This is a genomic window from Gallaecimonas kandeliae, from assembly GCF_030450055.1.
Classification (GTDB): domain Bacteria; phylum Pseudomonadota; class Gammaproteobacteria; order Enterobacterales; family Gallaecimonadaceae; genus Gallaecimonas; species Gallaecimonas kandeliae.
Map to the genome: position 1 here is coordinate 2,868,234 of NZ_CP118480.1, position 19,358 is coordinate 2,887,591.

Sequence of the window (19,358 nt, forward strand, 5' to 3'; positions counted from 1 at the left end):
GAATCAACCTCAAGGGAACAGGAGAACCACATGAAATTCATGATACTGCGCAAAGCCGACGCCAATACCGAAGCCGGCGTCATGCCCAGCAACGAACTGCTGACCGCCATGGGCAGCTACAACCAGGCCATGATGGAAGCCGGGGTGATGAAGGACGGGGTCGGCCTCAAGCCGAGCCGCGAAGGGGTCAGGGTCAGCTTCAAGGACGGCCAGCCCCTGGTCACAGACGGGCCCTTCGGCGAGACCAAGGAGCTGCTGGCCGGTTTCTCCATGATAGAGACGGCCACCAAGGAAGAGGCCATCGAATGGGTCAAGCGCTGGCCCAGGGAAGACGGCGACGTCACCCTGGAACTGCGCCCCCTCTTCGAGCTGTCCGACTTCGAGCCCGGCGACGGCATCGACCTGATCGAAGACCAGTTCCAGCGCCTCGTCGAAGGCCCGGCCCAGGTCAACACCTACCTGGACTTCAACGGCAACTGCCGCGAGGCCCTGGCCTTCTACGAGCAAGTCCTGGGCGCCAAGGTGGAGATGCTGATGCCCTTCCGCGGCTCCCCCATGGCCGAGGGCATGCCCGAGCAATACCTGGACCTGGTGCTGCACACCCGCTTCAGGGTCGGCCACTGGCAGCTGATGGCCTCCGACGCCACCCCGGAGCGCTACCAGAAGCCCCAGGGCTTCCACGTCACCCTGAACTACACAGACCCAGGCAAGGCCAGGACCATCTACGACGCCCTGGTGGAAGGCGGCCAGGCGACCATGCCCTTCACCGAGACGGCCTGGGCCCTGGGTTTCGGCATGCTGGTGGACCGCTTCGGCATTCCCTGGATGATCAACTGCGAGAAGCCCCAACCATGAAATACCTCGCCCTTGTCTATTACCAGGAAGCGGCCCTGGCCGAACTCAGCCAGGGCCAGTGGGACGAACTGAACCAGGAGTGCCTGGCCTGCGTCGCGGGGCTGCAGGGCTCCGGCCATATGCTGGGGGGCGAAGCCCTGCTCGGCGTCGACAGCGCCACTACGGTGCGGGTGCGCAACGGCCGGGTTCAGATCACCGACGGCCCCTTCAGCGAGACCAAGGAGCAACTGGCCGGTTTCTACCTGCTCGAGGCCCGGGATCTCAACGAGGCCATCAGCCTGGCCGGGCGCATTCCCCCGGCCCGCTACGGCTGCGTGGAAGTGCGCCCGGTGCGCCAGCTGGCGGCCAGCGACAACGTCCATTACCAGGAACGCAAATAGCCGGCGGCTATAAGTTGTGCCAAATGGGCATTTTACTTGCGGCGGTCCCGGCCCTAGGGTCGGGACTGTCAGGCAGGAACCAACTGCCCCCATTTTGGAGCCACCATGATCGATCTCTACTACTGGCCCACCCCCAACGGCCACAAAATCACCCTCTTCCTGGAAGAGACGGGTCTGGACTACCGCATCATCCCGGTCGACATCAGCGCCGGTGACCAGTTCAAACCACAATTCCTGGCCTTCTCCCCCAACAACCGCATGCCGGCCATCATCGACCAGGCCCCGGCCGACGGCGGCGAGCCCATCACCGTCTTCGAGTCCGGCGCCATACTCCAGTACCTGGCGGAAAAGGCCGGCCAGTTCTGGCCCAAGGACCAACGCGGCCGCAAGACGGTCAACGAGTGGCTGTTCTGGCAGGTGGGAGGCCTGGGGCCCATGGCCGGCCAGAACCACCACTTCGGCACCTATGCCCCCGAGACCATCCCTTACGCCGTCAACCGCTACGTCAACGAAACCAACCGCCTCTACGGGGTGCTGGACAAGCGCCTGACGGGCCGCCAGTTCGTCGCCGGCGACCACTACAGCATCGCCGACATGGCCATCTACCCCTGGATAGTGCCCCATCAGCGCCAGCGCCAGGATCTCAATGAGTTCCCCCACCTCAAGCGCTGGTTCGAGGCCATAGCCCAGCGCCCCGCCACGAAAAGGGCCTACGCCAGGGGTGAGGCAGTCAGCCAGAGCCGGGCTGCGGTGACGGAGGAAGGCAAGAAGATCCTCTTCGGCCAGACAGCCGCCAGCACCGCCAAGGCCTGAGCCTCAGTGGTGCCAGAGGATCTGCCTGGCCTCCAGGGGCACTGACAGCCCCTGGCGGTGGGGGACCACCCTGGGGGTGTAGGCGTCGGCAGGCCTGTCTGCCGGCGCCTCGCCGTGGTAGCTGAAGCCGTTCCTGGCCCCCACCAGGGGTTTGCCCCGGGTCAGGGCCAGGCAAAAGGCGGGCAGTCCCTCGGCGGCATCGGCATAGAGCTCCACCTGCACCGCCTCCACGTCCAACTCCCCCAGGTAGAGCTGCACCTCGAAGTGGTGGCTCCCCTCGCCCTGGCCGACCGTCAGGGCTCCGAAACGCAGCTGCGGCCAGGCGGCGGCCAGCCGCTTCTGCCAGGCCGCCAGCTCGGCATGGTCATGCCGGCGTTCCTGGTAGGAGCCCGCCAGGGGCAGGTAATACTGCTCTGTGTACTGGCGCAACATGCGGTTGCTGGAAAAGCGCGGCGTCAGCACGGCCATGCTGCGCCTCATCATGGCCAGCCAGCCCTTGGGTATGCCCTGCTCGTCGCGCTCGAAAAAGAGCGGTATCACCTCCTGCTCCAGCAGCGCCAGCAGCTGGGCCCCGTCCCTGGCGTCCCAGGCGGCGACGTCCCGGTGCTCCCGGCCGTCCCCCAGGGCCCAGCCCAAGCCGGGCTCGAAGGCCTGGGCCCACCAGCCATCCAGCACCGACAGGTTGAGGCCACCGTTGACCAGCACCTTCATGCCGCTGGTGCCGCAGGCCTCCCAGGGCCGCCTGGGGGTGTTGATCCAGAGATCCACCCCCTGAACCAGTTGGGCCGCCACATTGAGGTCGTAGTCCTCCACGAACAGCACCCTGCCCCTGACGTCCTCGCGCTGCATGAACTGGTGCCAGCGGCGCAACAGGGCCTGGCCCTGGCTGTCGCTGGGGTGGGCCTTGCCCGCCACCACCAGCTGCACCGCCCTGTCGCGGCTGGACAAGAGCCGAGCCAGGCGGTCAGGGTCGTCAAGCAGCAGGCAGGGCCTCTTGTATTCGGCGAAGCGGCGGGCAAGGCCCAGGGTCAGGGCGTCGGGGTCAAGGACCGGCGGGGCCGGGCAACCGCGGCGCTGGCGCTCCAGGCGCAGGGCCAGGTAGTCCAGCAGTTGGCGGCGGCCTTCGCAGCGCATCCGCCAGAGTTCGCCGTCACTGACGGCCTTGAGCGCCTCGTCCACACATTCCAGCTCCCCCCGCCAACGCGGCTTGCCGCAGGCCGCCGTCCAGACCTTGTCCGCCACCGCCGAGTCCCAGCTCGGCATATGGACGCCGTTGGTGACATGGCCCACAGGCACCTCGGCCTCTGGCCAACGGGGAAATAGGGGTTGCAGCAGGCGCCGGCTCACCTGGCCGTGCAGCTGGCTGACGCCGTTGATGGCGCCGCAGCCCCTGACCGCCAGCCAGACCATGTTGAAGGGATGATCCTCACCCTGCTCACCGTTGCGCCCCAGGGCCAGCAGTTCGGCCATGTCCAGTTCCAGTTCGGTGAGGTAGGGGCCAAGGTAGTAGCGCAGCAGCGCCTCGGGAAAACGGTCGAAGCCTGCCGCCACCGGCGTGTGCAGGGTCAGCAGGTTGCCGGCCCTGGTGGCCTGGAGGGCATCGAAGAAACCACAGTGGCGCTCCTCCTTGAACTGCCTGGCCCGCTCCAGCACGGCGAAGGCGGCGTGGCCTTCGTTGAGATGGCAGACGGGACAGGAGATCCCCAGCATCTGCAGCAGCCGCATGCCCCCTATGCCCAGCACCATCTCCTGGCGCAGCCGCAGTTCCAGGCCGCCGCCGTAGAGCTCGCTGGTGATACCCCTGTCGCCGGGTTCGTTGAGGGGGTCGTTGCTGTCCAGCAGAAACAGGGAGCGCCGCCCCACCCGCGCCGACCAGGCCCGCAGGAAGAGAGTCCGCCCCGGCAGGGCCAGGGGCACCCGCACCCAGCTTCCCTGTTGGTCCCGCAAGGGCACCACCGGCAGCATGGTGGGATCGTTGTAGGGGTAGAAGGCCATCTGCTGGCCCTCGCCATTGATGGCCTGGCGGAAATAGCCCTGTTGGTAGAGGAGCCCTATGCCGATGAGCGGCACCCCCAGATCGCAGGCGGTCTTGAGCAGGTCCCCGGCCAGCACCCCCAGGCCGCCGGAATAGATGGGCAGAGACTCGCTCAAGCCGAATTCCATGCTGAAATAGGCGATGTTGCCCTGCCAATGCCCGCCGTACTGGCGGGAAAACCAGGTGCCGGCCTGGAAGTGGGCCTCGCGATCGTCCAGCAGCTGCTGCAGGCGGGCCAGGAAGGCCTTGTCCTTGGCCAGGCTGTCCAAGCGCAGCTCGGAGACCGACTCCAGGATCAACCAGGGATTGGCGGTGGCCCGCCACAGGGCAGGGTCGAGCTGCCGCCACAGGCTGTCCTGGCCGTGGTACCAGGTCCAGCGCAGATCCTTGGCCAGCTCCACCAACCCCTGCAGGGGGGCGGGCACTGTGCGTGGCAGGTAATGTTCGCTGTGCATTGCGAGGTTGGCGTCCCTGACTACGGCATCAGTGGCTGACGGTCACCTGGTGGCCGTGGTGGCTGCTGACGTGGCGCAAGTAGTCGAGGGTCTCGGCGGCGGCGATCTGGTTGGCGGCGGCCTTGCCGGCACGGGCGTTGGTGAAGGCGACGATGTCACCCATGCTGAGGATGCCGCAGAGGCGGCCGTCCTTGTCCAACACCGGCAGGCGGCGGATCTCGTGCTTTTCCATCAGCTTGAGGGCGTGTTTGATGCTGTCCTCGGGCACGCAGCAGTACAGTTCCCTGTGGTTGGTGATCTCCTCGGCCCGCATCTCCCAGAGCGGCCTGTGTTGCAGGGCGGCCCCCATGGCGATGTCCCTGTCGGTGACTATGCCAAGCGGATGCTCCTTGGCATCCACCACCACTATGGCGCCACAGTCGTGGTTCCACATCTGCATGGCGACGTCCTGCAGTGAGGTGCCCGGCATACAGGTGGCGGCATGGGTCACCATGATGTCCTTTACATACATGACTATTCCTCCAAGGTTGCAAAAGGGGCCGCCGATGGGCCCCTGGTACTGTCGATGAATATGGCGGTCTTCAGCAGAACTGCCACAGTGGCAGCAGCGTCAAGCGGTCTTCCTTCTTCAGCCTCGACACCATGTCGCTGAAAGCCACACGGCTGTGGCCGTCTTCGGCTTCGAGCCCCAGGCCGCTGCTCTCCTTGTGTACCACTATGGCGGGCACCCGGCAGCGTTCCATGGGTCCGGCGTCCGGGTACTGGAATTCCACCTCCACCCGCTGGTTGATCTCCAGACCGTTATCCGGCGCCCTCAGGTAGAGGCCGCCACTGGAGACGTTGACCATACGCCCGGTGAGTACAGGTACACCCTTACGGTAGATCAGCAACTTAAAGGAGGCTTTTATCCTGGGATTCTTGCGGTGTTCCATCATGACAACTTCCCTCGAAAAAATAGGGGGATTGAAGGACCCTGAAAGCAACTCCCTGCCAAACGGCGGACGTGCTCTCCTCTCCGAGATCTGAGGCCCGGGCCAACCCCAAGTATAGTGAGACTCCCTTTGTCCAAGGCCGAAACAGGACAATTTTTGACCTCCATCAAAGGTCCTGCAGATCAGCCCAGGCGGCCGTAACGGGCCAGGCGCCGGCGCAGCCCCTGGGCCAGCTCAGGCGGCAGCTGCTGCCAGTCGAAACGCCAGCGCCAGTTGCCCTCCACTGTGCCTGGGGTGTTCATGCGGTGGGAAGAGTCCAAGGCCAGCAGATCCTGCATCGGCAGCACCGCCAGCCTCGCCACCGACGCCAGGGCGGCGTTGATCAGCGGCCAGGGCATGGGTTCCCCCGGCAGGCCCAGGTAAGCCATCACCCCTTCCTTGGCCTCCCCACTCAGGGCCTGATACCAACCCAGGCTGGTGTCGTTGTCGTGGGTGCCGGTGTAGACCACCTCCATGGCCTGGTGGTTATGGGGCAGGTAAGGGTTGGCGGCGCCGCCGTCGAAGGCGAACTGCAACACCAGCATGCCCGGCAGGGAGAAGTGCTCCCGAAGCGCCTCCACCTCAGGGGTGATGATGCCCAGGTTCTCCGCCACCAGCGGCAGCCCCTGGTGGTGCCTGGCCATCTCCGCCAGCAGCGCCTCCCCCGGCACCTTGACCCAGCGCCCGTCCCTGGCCTCGCCGTCAGCCGGTATCTCCCAGCAGGCCTCGAAGCCGCGGAAATGATCGATGCGGATCAGGTCGAACAGCGCCAATTGGCCCTCGAGCCGAGACAGCCACCAACCGAAGCCCTCTTCCTCCATGCGCCGCCAGCGGTAGAGGGGGTTGCCCCAGCGCTGGCCTGTGGCGGAAAAGTAATCAGGCGGCACCCCGGCCACCACCAGGGGCTGACCGGCCTCGTCCAGGTTGAAGAGGCGCTGGTTGGCCCAGACGTCGGCGCTGTCGTGGGCCACGAAGATGGGCATGTCGCCGAACAGCAGTATGCCGCGGCTGTGGGCCTCGGCCCGCAGCGCCTGCCACTGCTGCTCGAAGGCGAACTGGATGAACTTGTGGCGGGCCAGGGGCGTCGCCAGGCGCAGGCGCTCGGCCGCCAGGGCCTGGTCGTCGCGGCGGCGCAGCGGCTCGGGCCAGTCCACCCAGGACTGGCCCCCCAGCGCTTCGCGCAGCGCCATGAAGAGGGCGTAATCCTCCAGCCACTGGGCCTGGCGGCTGCAAAAATCCTGGTACTGGCTGGCAAGGCCAGGAGCGGCCGCCAGGCTTGCAAAGAAGCGCTCGGCACCCTGGGTCAGCCAGCCCTCCCCTTCCCCGCCCCAGCCGCGCCCGGCCAGCCACCGGGGGCTCAGGAAGGCGCTGTTGCCGGCATGGGCAGAGAGCAGCGAATAGGGGGAAAGATCGCCGTGGGTAGGGCCTATGGGCAACATCTGCCAGAGGCCAAAACCCGCCTCTTGCAGGAAGTCGAGAAAGGCCATGGCGCCCTGCCAGGGATCCCCCGGCAAGGAGCTGGGATGGAGCAGCACCCCGGCCCGGCGCTTGGCGAAGATCCCCGCCTTCATCCGTGGCCGTCCTGGGCCTGGCCGTGGAGCATGACGCCGCCGTGGACGGGCTGGCCACGGCCATGGCTGATGGCCCTGGACAGTTCGCCCGGCACCGGCTCACCCAGCAGCTGGTAGAGATAGGCCAGGTGGGAACGGAACAGCCGCTCGAAGTCGGACACCGTCTGTGCCGGGTTGTAGTCGCCGAACCACCAGAACCAGTCAGAGCCCTCGCAGACGGCGAGCTGGGCCTCGGCCTTGTGCAGGGCGGCCTGGTCGAGGCGCCCTTCGGCCACCACCTTGTCGAAGCATTGCTTGGCCTGGATCAGCAGATCCCAGCCCAGGTTTTTGTCGTGGCTGCCTATCCAGGTGGAGAGGGTGCCGTAGACCCAGCTGCCGGCCACCAGGGCCGGCAGGTGTACCCTGGGCATGGCCTCCTGCTGCAGGGCGCCGAAGGTGGTGAGCTTGAGATCGGGATGGGCGCTCAACCGATGGTAGAGGGTGCCGAGGAAATAGCGGGCGTTCTCGGGGTAATACTCCCAGGCGTTCTCGCCATCGAGGATGATGGTCACCAGGTGCTTCTCGGGCGCCTCCATGCCCTGCTGCATGGCCTGCAGGTGGTGCAGCAGGTTGCCGACGGCATCGTCGGCGTGCCAGTCGGCGTAGTTGAAACCGATGAGATCCGAGAGCTGATCGTCGCGGAAGAAGCAGTCGATGTCGGCCTCGTCGAAGCGGTACAGGCAGTGCCGGTGCTGGGCCTGTGGCAGGTGGAAACCGGGGTCATGGCGGGCCTTGTCCAGGCTGTGCTGCAGGACGCTCTCGCCGCTGGCGGCCCACTTGAAGCCCTCTTTGGCCAGCAGCCGCAGGGTGTCGGTGCTGAGGGCCCCCTCTGAGGGCCAGCAGCCGGCGGGCCTGATGCCGAAAAAGGCCTCGAAGCATTCAAGCCCCTTGTGCAGCTGCCACAGCACCCGCTCTTCCCCGCCGGGGTAGCTGGGCGCCTGTGGCAGGGGGGCGCCGGGCATGGCCTCACGGGCCGAGCCCAGGGACAACAGCAGCGGCATTATGGGATGGGCATAGGGGCTCATGGCCAGCTCCACCTGGCCGGCCTGGGCCAGGCGGCGGTAGCGGGGCCCCAGGCCCAGGATCTGCTCTGTGATGATCGCCAGCAGTTGCTGGCGATCGGCCAGGGAATAGTGGCGGCCCTTGTCCTGCAGCTGCTGCACCCGCTGGTCACTGTCCCTGACCGTCTCCCCCAGCCAGCCCAGGTGGTACCAGACCAGCAGATCCGCAAGCAGCTGCTCGTCCTGGTAATGGCAAAGGCCGGGATGATCCAGCAACCACTGGGCCAAGGCGGCAATGCGTTCGAAGTCAGGGAAGCGGGCAATGACCCGCTGCTGGTTGATGCGCAGGCAGGCCCGCATCAGGGCCTGGCGCCCCTCCTCGCTGGTGGGCAGGGCCGGCTCCACCAGGGCCGCCAGCAAGGGATCGTGGATGGCGCCCCCCTGGCCGTGGGCCTTGAGCTGCTGGCCATAATCGGCCAACTGGTCCAGCAGTATGGGAGCGAAATTGACCACGGCCCGCCCCTGGGGGCAACGCTCCAGGTAGGCGGCCATGTCCACGTAGTCCTTGAGGGCGTGCAGGTAGGTCCAGGGCAGCTGGTAGCTGCCGCTGCGCCCATCGCGGTATTCGGGCTGATGCATGTGCCAGCACAGCACCACCTTGAGTGGACTCTTGCCGCTCATGGCGCCATCCCTCCCAGTTGTTCAGGCCGGTGCCTGTGCCAGCACAGCACCACCTTGAGTGGACTCTTGCCGCTCATGGCGCCGCCTCCCGAGGTTGTTCAGAGGGGGGCCTGCGCCTGCACCGGGCCAGGTTCAACGGGCTCTTGGTCGACATGGGGCTCTTCCCAAGCAGAGGCGGCCAGGGGACCTGGCCGCAGAGGTTCAGCAGAGGTGGCGCTGGCCCAGCATTTCCGGGGTCACCAGTACCACCCCCTCCTCGGTGACGTGGTAACGCTCCCTGTCGGCATCCCTGTCGAAACCTATGACGGTGCCGGGGGCCAGTTGGCAGCCGCGGTCAATGATGGCCTTGCGGATCCGGCAGCCCCGCCCTATGTCCACATGGGGGAAGATCACCGAGTCTTCCACCTCGCAGTAGGAATGCACGTGCACATTGAAAAATAGCATGGAGTGGCGGATCACAGAGCCGGAGACGATGCAGCCGCCGGCCACCATGGAATTGACGGCCATGCCGCGCCTCTCGTCGGCGTCGAAGACGAACTTGGCCGGCGGAACCTGCTGCTGATAGGTCCAGATCGGCCAGTTGCGGTCGTAGAGATTGAGCTCGGGGTTGATGTCGATGAGCTCCAGGTTGGCCCGCCAGAAAGAATCCACTGTGCCCACGTCCCGCCAGTAGCCCTGGCGACCCTCCTCCCCTGCCCCCTTGAAGGGAAAGGCAAAGACCTTGCCTGTGCCGATAAGGGAGGGGATCAGATCCTTACCGAAGTCGTGGCTGGATTGGCGCAGCTCATGGTCCCGGGTCAGCTCCTGCTCCAGCAGCTCGGCGCTGAATACATAGATGCCCATGGAGGCCAGGGCCCTGTCCGGCTTGCCCGGCATGGCCTTGGGCTGGGCCGGCTTTTCCTCGAACTCCAGGATGCGGCGATCGCTATTCACCTGCATCACCCCGAAGGCGCTGGCCTCGTTCAGCGGTACCTCGATACAGCCGACAGTGACCTCGGCGCCGGACTCCACATGGGCCGCCAGCATGGGGCCGTAATCCATCTTGTAGACGTGGTCCCCGGCCAGGATCAGCACGTAGCGGGGGGCATGGCCACGGATGATGTCCAGGTTCTGCAGCACGGCGTCGGCGGTGCCGTCGTACCAGGAGCCCCCCACCCGCTGCTGGGCCGGCAGCAGCTCCACGAACTCCCCCAGCTCTCCCCGGAAGAACCCCCAGCCCCGCTGCACGTGGCCGAGCAGGGAGTGGGCCTTGTACTGGGTCAGGACGCCGATGCGGCGGATGCCGGAGTTGACGCAGTTGGACAAGGGGAAGTCGATGATGCGGTACTTGCCGCCGAAGTGGACGGCCGGCTTGGCCCGCCAGTCGGTGAGCTGTTTCAGGCGGCTGCCGCGACCGCCGGCCAGGATCAGGGCCAGGGTCTCACGGGTCAGGCGGCTGATAAAACGGGGAGAGTCTCCGTTGCTCAAGGTGGTGGCTCCTTCGTCGGCTGGCTGCCCGCTGTCCTTGGGCGGCGCTGTGTTTTTTTGCCAGTGTAGACAAGGTTGATTTGTCTATCCTTTTGTAGCAGCTTATTTTTTATCCTAAAGTCGGAGCAGACCCCACAAGGATGAGAGTGGCCATGCCCCCTGCTGTCCGCCCAAGCCAAGCCCCCTTCCCCGACACCGAGCAGCGCCTGCTGCTGGCCGGCCGCCACCATGATCCTTTCTCGTTGCTGGGGCGCCACGGCCAGTCGGTGCTGGCCTACAACCCCCATGCCGAGGCCATGCTCCTGGAGGGCAGCCACAGGGAGCTGGCCATGGCGCCTTTGGGCCAGGGCTTCTTCCAATGGCAAGGCAGGGCCAAGTTGCCGGACCATCCCCGCCTCAAGTGGCAGGACGGCGCCGGCCGCTGGCACAGCGAGCAGGACCCCTACAGCTTCGGCCCCCAGCTACCGGACTTCGACCTGCACCTCTTCGGCGAAGGCCGCCACTGGCACATCTACCGGCTGCTGGGCGCCCATCTCCATCAGGTGGACGGTATCGAAGGGGTGCTCTTCGCCACCTGGGCCCCCAACGCCGAGCGGGTCAGCGTCATCGGCGACTTCAACGGCTGGGACGGCCGCCGCCACCCCATGCGGGCGCGGGGAACCAGCGGCGTCTGGGAGCTGTTCATCCCGGGCCTGGGCGCCGGCGAGCTCTACAAGTTCGAGCTGCGCAGCCGCCACAGCGGCGAGGTGCTGCAAAAGGCCGACCCCTACGGCAACCAGTTCGAGCACAGGCCGAGGACGGCGGCCCTGGTGGCGCCGCCCCAGGGCCATGTCTGGCAGGACGGCGACTGGCTGCAAAAAAGGGCCAAGGCCGACTGGCTGCATCAACCCCTGTCCATCTACGAGGTGCACCTGGGTTCCTGGCGGCGCGGCCCAAACGGCCGGCTGCTGGGCTACCGGGAGGCGGCCGAGCAGCTGGTGGCGCACGCGCTGGCCCTCGGCTTTACCCATATCGAGCTGCTGCCCATCACCGAGCACCCCTTGGACGAATCCTGGGGCTACCAGACCACAGGCTACTACGCCCCCACCAGCCGCTTCGGCAGCCCTGACGACTTCCGCTTCCTGGTGGATCACTGCCACCGGCACGGCCTGGGGGTGATCCTCGACTGGGTGCCGGCCCACTTTCCCAAGGACGAGCACGCCCTGGCCCGCTTCGACGGCACCGCCCTCTACGAGCACGACGACCCCAAGCGGGGCGAGCACCGGGAATGGGGCACCCTGGTCTACAACTACGGCCGCAAGGAGGTGCGCAACTTCCTGCTGGCCAACGCCAATTTCTGGCTGGAGGAGTTCCATATCGACGGCCTGAGGGTGGACGCCGTGGCGGCCATGCTCTACCTCGACTATTCGCGGCAGGAGGGGGAATGGACCCCCAACCAGTACGGCGGCAACGAGCACCTGGAGGCGGTGGACTTCCTTAAAGATCTCAACGAGCTGACCCACGGCCTGCACCCAGGCACCCTGACCTTCGCCGAGGAGTCCACCGCCTGGCCCCAGGTCACCCGCCCCACCTGGCTGGGGGGCCTGGGCTTCTCCATGAAGTGGAACATGGGCTGGATGCACGACAGCCTGGACTACCTGGCCAAGGATCCCGTCTTCCGCCACTACCACCACGACCGGCTCACCTTCGGCCTGCTCTACGCCTTCACCGAGAACTTCGTGCTGCCCTTCTCCCATGACGAAGTGGTGCACGGCAAGCGCTCCCTGCTGGCCAAGATGCCGGGGGACGAATGGCAGCGCTTCGCCAACCTGCGGCTGCTCTACTGCTACCTCTTCACCTACCCCGGCGCCAAGCTGCTGTTCATGGGCAGCGAGTTCGCCCAGGAGAGCGAGTGGTGGCACGGCGCCGCCCTGGACTGGCAGTTGCTGGAGCAGCCCCGCCACGGCGCCGTGATGCGCCTGGTGGCCGACCTCAACCGCCTCTACCGCGGCCAGGCCGGCCTCTACCGCCACAGCTTCGAGCCCCAGGGCTTCGAGTGGATCGACTGCCACGACGCCCCCCAGTCGGTGGTGAGCTACCTGCGCCGGGACGGGGACGACCAATGCCTGGTGGTGTTGAACTTCACCCCCCAGGTGCGCCAGGGCTACCGCATAGGGGTGCCCCAGGCCGGCCGCTATGTCGAGCTGCTCAACAGCGACTCGCGCTTCTATGGCGGCAGCGACGTCGGCAACGGCTTGGGCATCGACAGCGAGCCCAGGCCCTGGATGGGCCGGGAGCACAGCATCAGCCTGACCTTGCCGCCTCTGGCCGGCCTGGTGCTGAAAAGGCTGGGCTAGATGCGCATCCTCTTCGCCAGCAGCGAGGCCTACCCGCTGGTCAAGACCGGCGGCCTGGCGGACGTCTCCGGCAGCCTGCCGCGGGCCTTGCAGCACAGGGGCCACGACGTCCGGCTGCTGCTGCCCGCCTACCGCCAGGTGCTGGCGAAGGCCCCTACTCCCAGGCCCATAGCGACGCTGAAGCTGGGCCGCCATGAGGTGGCGCTGCTGGAAAGCCGACTGCCTGGCTCCAAGGTCAAGACCTGGCTGCTCCATTGCCCCGCCCTCTATGACAGGCCGGGAGATCCCTACCACGATCAGCACCACCAGCCCTGGCCGGACAACGGCGAGCGCTTCCTGACCCTCTGCCAGGCCGCGGCCCTGCTGGCCACGGACGAGGCGGGCCTCGCTTGGCGCCCCGAGATACTGCACTGCAACGACTGGCAGACCGGCCTGGCCCCGGCCATGCTGGCCGGCCGCCAAGACAGGCCTGGCTGCCTCTTCACCATCCACAACCTGGCCTACCAGGGGCTCTTCGGCTTCGAGCATTTCCTGCAGACAGGGCTGCCCCCTGAATACTGGTCCTATGAGGCCCTGGAGTTCCACGGCTGGTTTTCCTACATCAAGGGCGGCATCGTCTTTGCCGACCTCGTCAACACCGTCAGCCCGACCTATGCCGCCGAGATCCAGACCCCGGAGTTTGGCTGCGGCCTGGACGGCCTCTTGCGCCACCGCCGCCAGGCGCTGTGTGGCATCCTCAACGGCATAGACGACCACTGGAACCCGGGCACAGACCCGCACCTGGCCAGGCGCTACAACAGCCGCGACCTGGACGCCAAGGCCCAGAACAAGGCGGCGCTGCAGCAGGAGCTGGGGCTGGCCCAGGCCCCGGATCTGCCCCTGCTCGGCTTTATCGGCCGGCTGGCCGAGCAAAAGGGGCTGGACCTGCTGCTGGCCGCCCTGCCGGCCCTGCTGACCAGGCCCCTGCAGCTGGTGATGCTGGGCAGCGGCGAGCCCCACTACCAGCAGGCGCTCAAGGCCATCGCCAGGGAACACCCCCAGCACTTCAGGTTCGAACAGGGCTACGACGAGGCCCTGGCCCACCGCATCGAAGCCGGGGCCGACCTCTTCCTGATGCCGTCACTGTTCGAACCCTGCGGCCTCAACCAGCTCTACAGCCTGCGCTACGGCACCCTGCCCCTGGTGCACAGGGTCGGCGGCCTGGCCGACACCGTCTTCGAAGAAGGGCCAGAGGCCAACGGTTTCTGTTTCACCGAGGCCACTCCTCAGGCGCTGCTGGCGGCCTTGGACAGGGCCCTTGGCCGTTACCGGCAAGCCGGCCACTGGCGGGCCCTGCAGCTAAAGGCCATGGCCCGAGACTCCTCCTGGCGGCAAAGCGCCAAGCACTACGAGGCCCTCTACCAGGCGATCCTGGCCGGCTGCCGGTAAATTGACGCACCCCGGGCGGGGACTATCTTGTATTAATGCGCCAGCCGGCGCCGCTCCCCGACCATCAGCAAGAGGCGAAGTCACGCCATGCCCGGACGTCTTTTTTCGCTGGAGATCCAGCCCAGCCTGCCCCCTTCCCTGGCCAGGCTGGAGGATCTTGCCAACGATCTGCTCTACAGCTGGAACGCCGATGTGCGCTCCATTTTCTCCAGGCTGGACAGCGCCCTGTGGCGCCAATGCGGCCATAACCCCAAGCTCTTCCTGCGCCGCCTGCCCCAGCAGCTGCTGGACGAAGCCGTCCAGGACAGGGCCTACATGGACGAGTTCAGCCGGGTGGTGGGCGCCTACGACGCTTACTGCCAGGCCAGGATCCGCCCCGAATTCGCCCAGTTGCTGGATCCCAAGCAGGATCTGGTGGCCTATTTCTGTGCCGAGTTCGGCCTGCACGAGAGCTTTCCCATCTACTCGGGAGGCCTTGGCATACTGGCCGGCGACCACTGCAAGGCCGCCAGCGACCTGGGCATTCCCTTCGTGGCGGTAGGCCTCTTCTACAAGCAGGGCTACTTCACCCAGACCATCGACGGCCACGGCGATCAGCACGAGCATTACCACGACAACTGCGCCACCGACCTGCCCATCAGCGAGGTGATGCAGGACGGCAAGCCGCTGCGCCTCAGCCTGGCCTTGCCGGGAGAACAGCTGCAGCTGCGGGTCTGGCAGGCCAGGGCCGGCCATATCCGCCTCTTCCTGCTGGACACCGACCTCCCTGAAAACAGCGCCGCCCTGCGCGCCATCACCCACAGGCTCTACGGCGGCGACAAGGAGCGGCGGTTACAGCAGGAAATGGTGCTGGGCATCGGCGGCGTGCGGGCCCTGGCCGCCATGGGCCTCAGTCCCAGCGTCTGGCACATCAACGAGGGCCATGCCGCCTTCCAGATCCTCGAACGCTGCCGCCAGCAGTCAGAGCAGGGGCTGGCCTTCGCCGAGGCCCTGGAGCTGGTGGCCGGCGCCACCCTCTTCACGACCCATACCCCGGTGCCCGCCGGCCACGACATCTTCGATCCCGAACTGCTGTCCCGCTACCTCTCCCACTACTGCAACGAGCTGGGCATCGAGTTCGGCCAACTGCTGGCCCTGGGCCGCACCTTTGACCAGGATCTGGGCTTCAACATGACCACCCTGGCCTTGCGGGGGTCACGCTTCCACAACGGCGTCAGCCGCATCCACGGTGGCGTCGCCTCCAGCATGGAGAGGGGGATCTGGCCCCAGATAGCGCCCCAGGAAAACCCCATCTCCCACGTCACCAACGGCGTCCATGTGCCCACCTTCCTGGCCAGGGAATGGGCCAGCCTGCTGGACATGCGCTGCGCCGAGTGGGAAAGCGAGATGCTGGACCCGGATTACTGGCAGTGCATCGACGAGATCCCCGCCCACCACTACTGGAGCATCCACAGGGCCCTCAAGGAGCAGATGCTCAAGGAGGTCAGGCAGCGGCTGGTGGAACAGTTCGAACGCAACGGCTGCAGCCACGCCCTTATCCAGCGGGCCACAGCCCTGCTGGACGATCCTGAGCAGGATCTGCTGGTACTGGGCTTTGCCCGGCGCTTCGCCACCTACAAGCGCGCCACCCTGCTCTTCTCCGACCCCCACCGCCTGGCGAGGATGCTGGGGGATGCCCAGAGGCCCACCCTGATCATCTTCGCCGGCAAGGCCCACCCCAATGACCACCCCGGCAAGCAGCTGATCAAGGTGATCCATGAGCTGTCCCTACGCCCCGAATTCATCGGCAAGGTGCTGATGCTGGAGGCTTACGACCTGGCCCTGGCCCGCAGCCTGGTGGCCGGTGTGGACGTCTGGCTCAACACCCCCGAATACCCCCTGGAAGCCAGCGGCACCTCTGGGCAGAAGGCCGGCATCAACGGCGCCGTCAACCTGAGCGTGCTGGACGGCTGGTGGGGCGAGGGCTACCAGGGCGACAACGGCTGGGCCATCAACCCTCGCCACCCCGAAGGGGACAACGAAGAGCGCAACCGCGAGGAAGCGGACGACCTGCTGGACATCATCGAATACGAGGTCCAGCCCCTCTACTTCGACTACGACGGCAAGGGCTACTCCAAGGCCTGGGTGCAAAGATCCAAGAACGCCATGAAGTCCGCCATCCCCCATTTCAACGCCCAGCGCATGGTGATGGACTATGTCACCCGCTTCTATTGCGCCGCCAAGCACCAGGGGGCCAAGCTCGGCGCCGACCAGGGGATCAGGGCCAAGGCCCTGGCCCAATGGAAGGCCAGGGTGCGCCAGCACTGGCCAAGTGTGGGGCTGGAGCTGATCCAGGCACTTCCCGGCAAGCTCGGCCACGGCCAGCCCCTGCCCCTGGCCGTGCGGGTACAGCTGGGCGGCCTTGCCGCCGAGGACGTCAGGGTGGAATGCCTGCTGGGCACGGAGCAGGAGCTGGACGACTTCGACGCCGGCCTGCAAAGGGTGCTGCTGCAGGCCGGCAAGGAGGCGGGCGGCGCTGCCGACTACAGCCTGGATCTGCTGCCGGAAAGGCCCGGCCTGGTGCACTACCGGATCCGCGCCTACCCCCATCATCCGGACCTCAGCCACCCCTTCGAAATGGGGGCCATGATCTGGCTCTAAGCCAAGGCGTGGATGGCGGCGCCCTTGCACGGGGTGCCGCCATTGCCGACAATCGGCACCTCAATGCCAGGAAAAGCCGCCTCCATGTTCGACCCAGCCGCCTTTCGCGCCCAGTTTCCCGCCCTTGCCGCCGAGGACGCCCTTCTCTACCTCGACAACGGCGCCAGCACCCAGACTGCCCAGGCCGTGCTGGACGCCATGGCCGGCTATTACCAGGGCTACCGCGCCAACGTGCATCGCGCCGGCCACCCCTGGGCGGCCAGGGCCACGGCCGCCTTCGAGCAGAGCCGCGACGCCGTCAAGGACTGGCTCAAGGTGGAACGCCGCGAGGCGGTGATCTTCACCAGCGGCACCACGGCCGCCATCAACCTGGTGGCCTGGGGCCTTATCGACCAGGTCCGGCAGGGGGATCTCATCCTGGTCTCGGCCATGGAGCACCACGCCAACCTGGTGCCCTGGCAGCTGCTGGCCAGGCGCACCGGCGCCACGATCAAGGTCATCCCTCTGGATGCAAACGGCCGGCTGGACCTGGCCGCCTATGACCAGCTCCTCGCGCTGAAGCCCAAGCTGGTGGCCTGCTGCCATGTCTCCAACACATTGGGGCTTATCAACCCCGTTGTTGAGATCTGCGCCAAGGCCCGCGCCGCCGGGGCCCTGAGCCTTATCGACGGCGCCCAGGCCGTGGCCCACCTCGAGGTGGACATCCAGGCCATCGGCTGCGACTTCTACGCCTTTTCCGGCCACAAGATGTTCGGCCCTACCGGGGTCGGGGTGCTGACAGGGCGCCTTTCGAGCCTGGGTGAGCTGCTGCCCTTCATGGGCGGCGGCGAGATGATAGACAAGGTCAGCTTCGACGCCGTCAGCTTCAATGCCCTGCCACACCGCCTGGAGGCAGGCACTGGCCCCATCGCCGAGGTGATAGGGCTGGGAGAGGCGGTGAAGCTGGTGCAAGCATTGGACGCGGGGGCTCATGAGCGGCAGTTGACGGAGCGGCTGCTGGCGGGCCTGGCCAAGTTGCCGGTTCAGGTGCTGGGCCAGGGGGAGCGCATCAGCCTGGTGTCGATAACGGTGCCGGGGGTCCATCACAGCGATCTCGCCCATTACCTTGCCGGTAAAGGCATAGCGGTCAGGGCCGGCCACCACTGCACCCAGCCGCTGCACGGCCTGCTGGGCATTGCCGGCTCCCTGCGCATCGCCCTGGCCCCCTACAACGCCGCCGCCGAGGTGGACGCCTGCCTGGCCGCCCTGGCGGACGGCATCAGCCTTTTTAAGGAGATGGCATGAGCCTCTTTGACGATTTCGCCGCCGAGAAACATTTCGAGGGCCGCACCCGCTTCCTGCTGGGCCTGGCCCGCAGCCTGCCGAGGCTTGACGACAAGCACCCCGAAGACGAAGTGAGCGGCTGCGAGGCCAGGACCTGGCTGCGGGTGGATGTAGCAGACGGCAAGCTGGCGCTGCGCGGCGACAGCGAAGCCCGTATCGTCAAGGGGTTGATGGCGCTGCTCTTCAGCCTCTACCAGGGCCAGGCCCTGGCCGACGCCCGTCATGTGGATGCCAGGGCAGAGTTCGAGCAGGTGGGCCTGGAGCAGTTCCTCAGCCCCAGCCGCGCCAACGGCCTCTACGCCATGCTGGCCAAGATCCACGGCGAGCTGGGCTGAATGCTGGCAGGGGCGCTGTTGGCCCTGGCGGCGGGACTGCTGTGGGGCCTTATCTTCATAGTGCCGCTGCTGGTGCCGGACTACCCGGCCAGCCTGCAGTCGGCCGGGCGCTACCTGGCCCTGGGACTCATCTCCCTGCCCCTGGCCTGGCAGGCCAGGCGCCAACTGGCCAGGCTCCAGGCCGGCGACTGGTGGCAGGCGCTGCGCCTGAGCCTGGTCGGCAACCTCGTCTATTTCTTCTGCCTGGCCAGCGCCGTGCAGCGCACCGGCGCCCCCGTCACCACCATGATCATCGGCACATTGCCGGTGGCCATCACCCTCTCGGCCAACCTGCTCTACCGCCGCCAGGAAGGCCAGCTGCCCTGGCGCCGCCTGGGCTGGGCCCTGGGCTTGCTGGCGGCCGGGGTGCTGCTGGTCAACAGGGCCGAGCTGGCCGCCCAGGGCCAAATGCCCCCTGGCTACCTGCAAGGGGGCGGGCTGGCCTTCGCGGCCGTGGCCTGCTGGACCTGGTACGCCCTCAAGAACGCTCGCTGGCTGCGGGACAACCCCGGCCGCTCCCCCTCCAGTTGGGCCACGGCCCAGGGCTTGGTGACCTTGCCCCTGTCACTGGCGGGCTACGCCCTGGCTGCGCTGCAACTGCATTGGAGCCAGCCCGGCTTCGCCCTGCTGGGCCCCAGGCCCGAGATCTTCGTACCGCTGATGCTGGCCATAGGGCTGCTCTGCTCCTGGCTGGGGGGCCTGTGCTGGAACGGCGCCAGCCAGCGGCTGCCGACAGTGCTGGTGGGGCCCCTCATCGTCTTCGAGAGCCTGGCGGGTCTGGCCTACGGTTTTGGCTTGCGCCAGGCCTGGCCGCCACTGGAAACCTTGTTGGGAATGGCCTGCCTGGTGGCGGGAGTACTGGTGACCATGAGGGCCGGGCCCTCGGCCCGTAGCGAGGCGGCACAGCAGCCATGAAAAAAGGGCCCCAAGGGCCCTTTTTCAGGCTTTAACGCCCGTCAGTTTTTCTATGACCCGGGCCACGGCCACCA

At 66.8% G+C, this 19,358-nt stretch carries 15 protein-coding genes; 9 read left to right on the plus strand and 6 right to left on the minus strand.

Translation table 11 applies throughout. The features are described 5' to 3' along the window. Window positions 1-30: 30 nt before the first annotated feature. The 3 genes from PVT67_RS14205 to PVT67_RS14215 all read left to right on the plus strand — a co-directional run bounded on the left by PVT67_RS14205 (window position 31) and on the right by PVT67_RS14215 (window position 2,048). On the plus strand, window positions 31-855 hold the full coding sequence (locus PVT67_RS14205) for a YciI family protein (protein WP_301494620.1): 825 nt from the start codon (window positions 31-33) through the stop codon (window positions 853-855). Next, window positions 852-1,235 carry a YciI family protein gene (locus PVT67_RS14210; protein WP_301494621.1) on the plus strand — a complete coding sequence of 128 codons (384 nt, stop codon included), beginning with the start codon at window positions 852-854 and terminating at the stop codon, window positions 1,233-1,235. Before PVT67_RS14205 ends, PVT67_RS14210 begins: the two co-directional genes overlap by 4 nt. A gap of 105 nt (window positions 1,236-1,340) precedes the next feature. Next, entirely contained in the window at window positions 1,341-2,048 is a 708-nt protein-coding gene (locus tag PVT67_RS14215) for a glutathione binding-like protein (protein ID WP_301494623.1), read from the plus strand. A gap of 3 nt (window positions 2,049-2,051) precedes the next feature. Here the strand turns inward: PVT67_RS14215 and glgP (PVT67_RS14220) are convergent, their stop codons facing one another. From glgP (PVT67_RS14220) to glgC, 6 genes are all read right to left on the minus strand, one after another. Next, window positions 2,052-4,538: an alpha-glucan family phosphorylase gene (gene glgP, locus PVT67_RS14220; protein WP_301494625.1), complete on the minus strand. Its 2,487-nt coding sequence runs from the start codon at window positions 4,536-4,538 to the stop codon at window positions 2,052-2,054. A gap of 28 nt (window positions 4,539-4,566) precedes the next feature. Next, window positions 4,567-5,049: a CBS domain-containing protein gene (locus tag PVT67_RS14225; protein WP_301494627.1), complete on the minus strand. Its 483-nt coding sequence runs from the start codon at window positions 5,047-5,049 to the stop codon at window positions 4,567-4,569. Between the two features lie 70 nt (window positions 5,050-5,119). Continuing rightward, entirely contained in the window at window positions 5,120-5,473 is a 354-nt protein-coding gene (locus tag PVT67_RS14230) for a PilZ domain-containing protein (protein ID WP_301494629.1), read from the minus strand. Window positions 5,474-5,652: 179 nt separating this feature from the next. After that, a complete protein-coding gene (malQ, locus tag PVT67_RS14235; RefSeq protein WP_301494631.1) occupies window positions 5,653-7,080 on the minus strand; it encodes a 4-alpha-glucanotransferase in 1,428 nt (475 codons plus the stop codon). After that, on the minus strand, window positions 7,077-8,801 hold the full coding sequence (locus PVT67_RS14240) for a glycoside hydrolase family 57 protein (RefSeq protein ID WP_301494633.1): 1,725 nt from the start codon (window positions 8,799-8,801) through the stop codon (window positions 7,077-7,079). Before PVT67_RS14240 ends, malQ begins: the two co-directional genes overlap by 4 nt. Before the next feature lie 201 nt (window positions 8,802-9,002). Further along, on the minus strand, window positions 9,003-10,268 hold the full coding sequence (gene glgC, locus PVT67_RS14245) for a glucose-1-phosphate adenylyltransferase (RefSeq protein WP_301494635.1): 1,266 nt from the start codon (window positions 10,266-10,268) through the stop codon (window positions 9,003-9,005). Between the two features lie 152 nt (window positions 10,269-10,420). On the opposite strand from glgC, the gene glgB reads away from it, so the two are divergent. From glgB to PVT67_RS14275, 6 genes are all read left to right on the plus strand, one after another. Beyond that, on the plus strand, window positions 10,421-12,604 hold the full coding sequence (gene glgB, locus PVT67_RS14250; RefSeq protein ID WP_301494637.1) for a 1,4-alpha-glucan branching protein GlgB: 2,184 nt from the start codon (window positions 10,421-10,423) through the stop codon (window positions 12,602-12,604). Then, entirely contained in the window at window positions 12,605-14,032 is a 1,428-nt protein-coding gene (gene glgA / locus PVT67_RS14255; protein ID WP_301494640.1) for a glycogen synthase GlgA, read from the plus strand. 87 nt (window positions 14,033-14,119) lie between these two features. After that, entirely contained in the window at window positions 14,120-16,672 is a 2,553-nt protein-coding gene (gene glgP / locus PVT67_RS14260) for an alpha-glucan family phosphorylase (protein WP_301494642.1), read from the plus strand. Between the two features lie 84 nt (window positions 16,673-16,756). Beyond that, a complete protein-coding gene (locus PVT67_RS14265; protein WP_301494644.1) occupies window positions 16,757-17,956 on the plus strand; it encodes an aminotransferase class V-fold PLP-dependent enzyme in 1,200 nt (399 codons plus the stop codon). Further along, window positions 17,953-18,330 carry a SufE family protein gene (locus PVT67_RS14270; RefSeq protein ID WP_301494646.1) on the plus strand — a complete coding sequence of 126 codons (378 nt, stop codon included), beginning with the start codon at window positions 17,953-17,955 and terminating at the stop codon, window positions 18,328-18,330. The genes PVT67_RS14265 and PVT67_RS14270 overlap by 4 nt, the downstream gene beginning before the upstream one ends. Then, window positions 18,331-19,284 carry a DMT family transporter gene (locus PVT67_RS14275; protein ID WP_301494648.1) on the plus strand — a complete coding sequence of 318 codons (954 nt, stop codon included), beginning with the start codon at window positions 18,331-18,333 and terminating at the stop codon, window positions 19,282-19,284. It abuts the gene before it with no gap. Window positions 19,285-19,358: the final 74 nt, after the last annotated feature.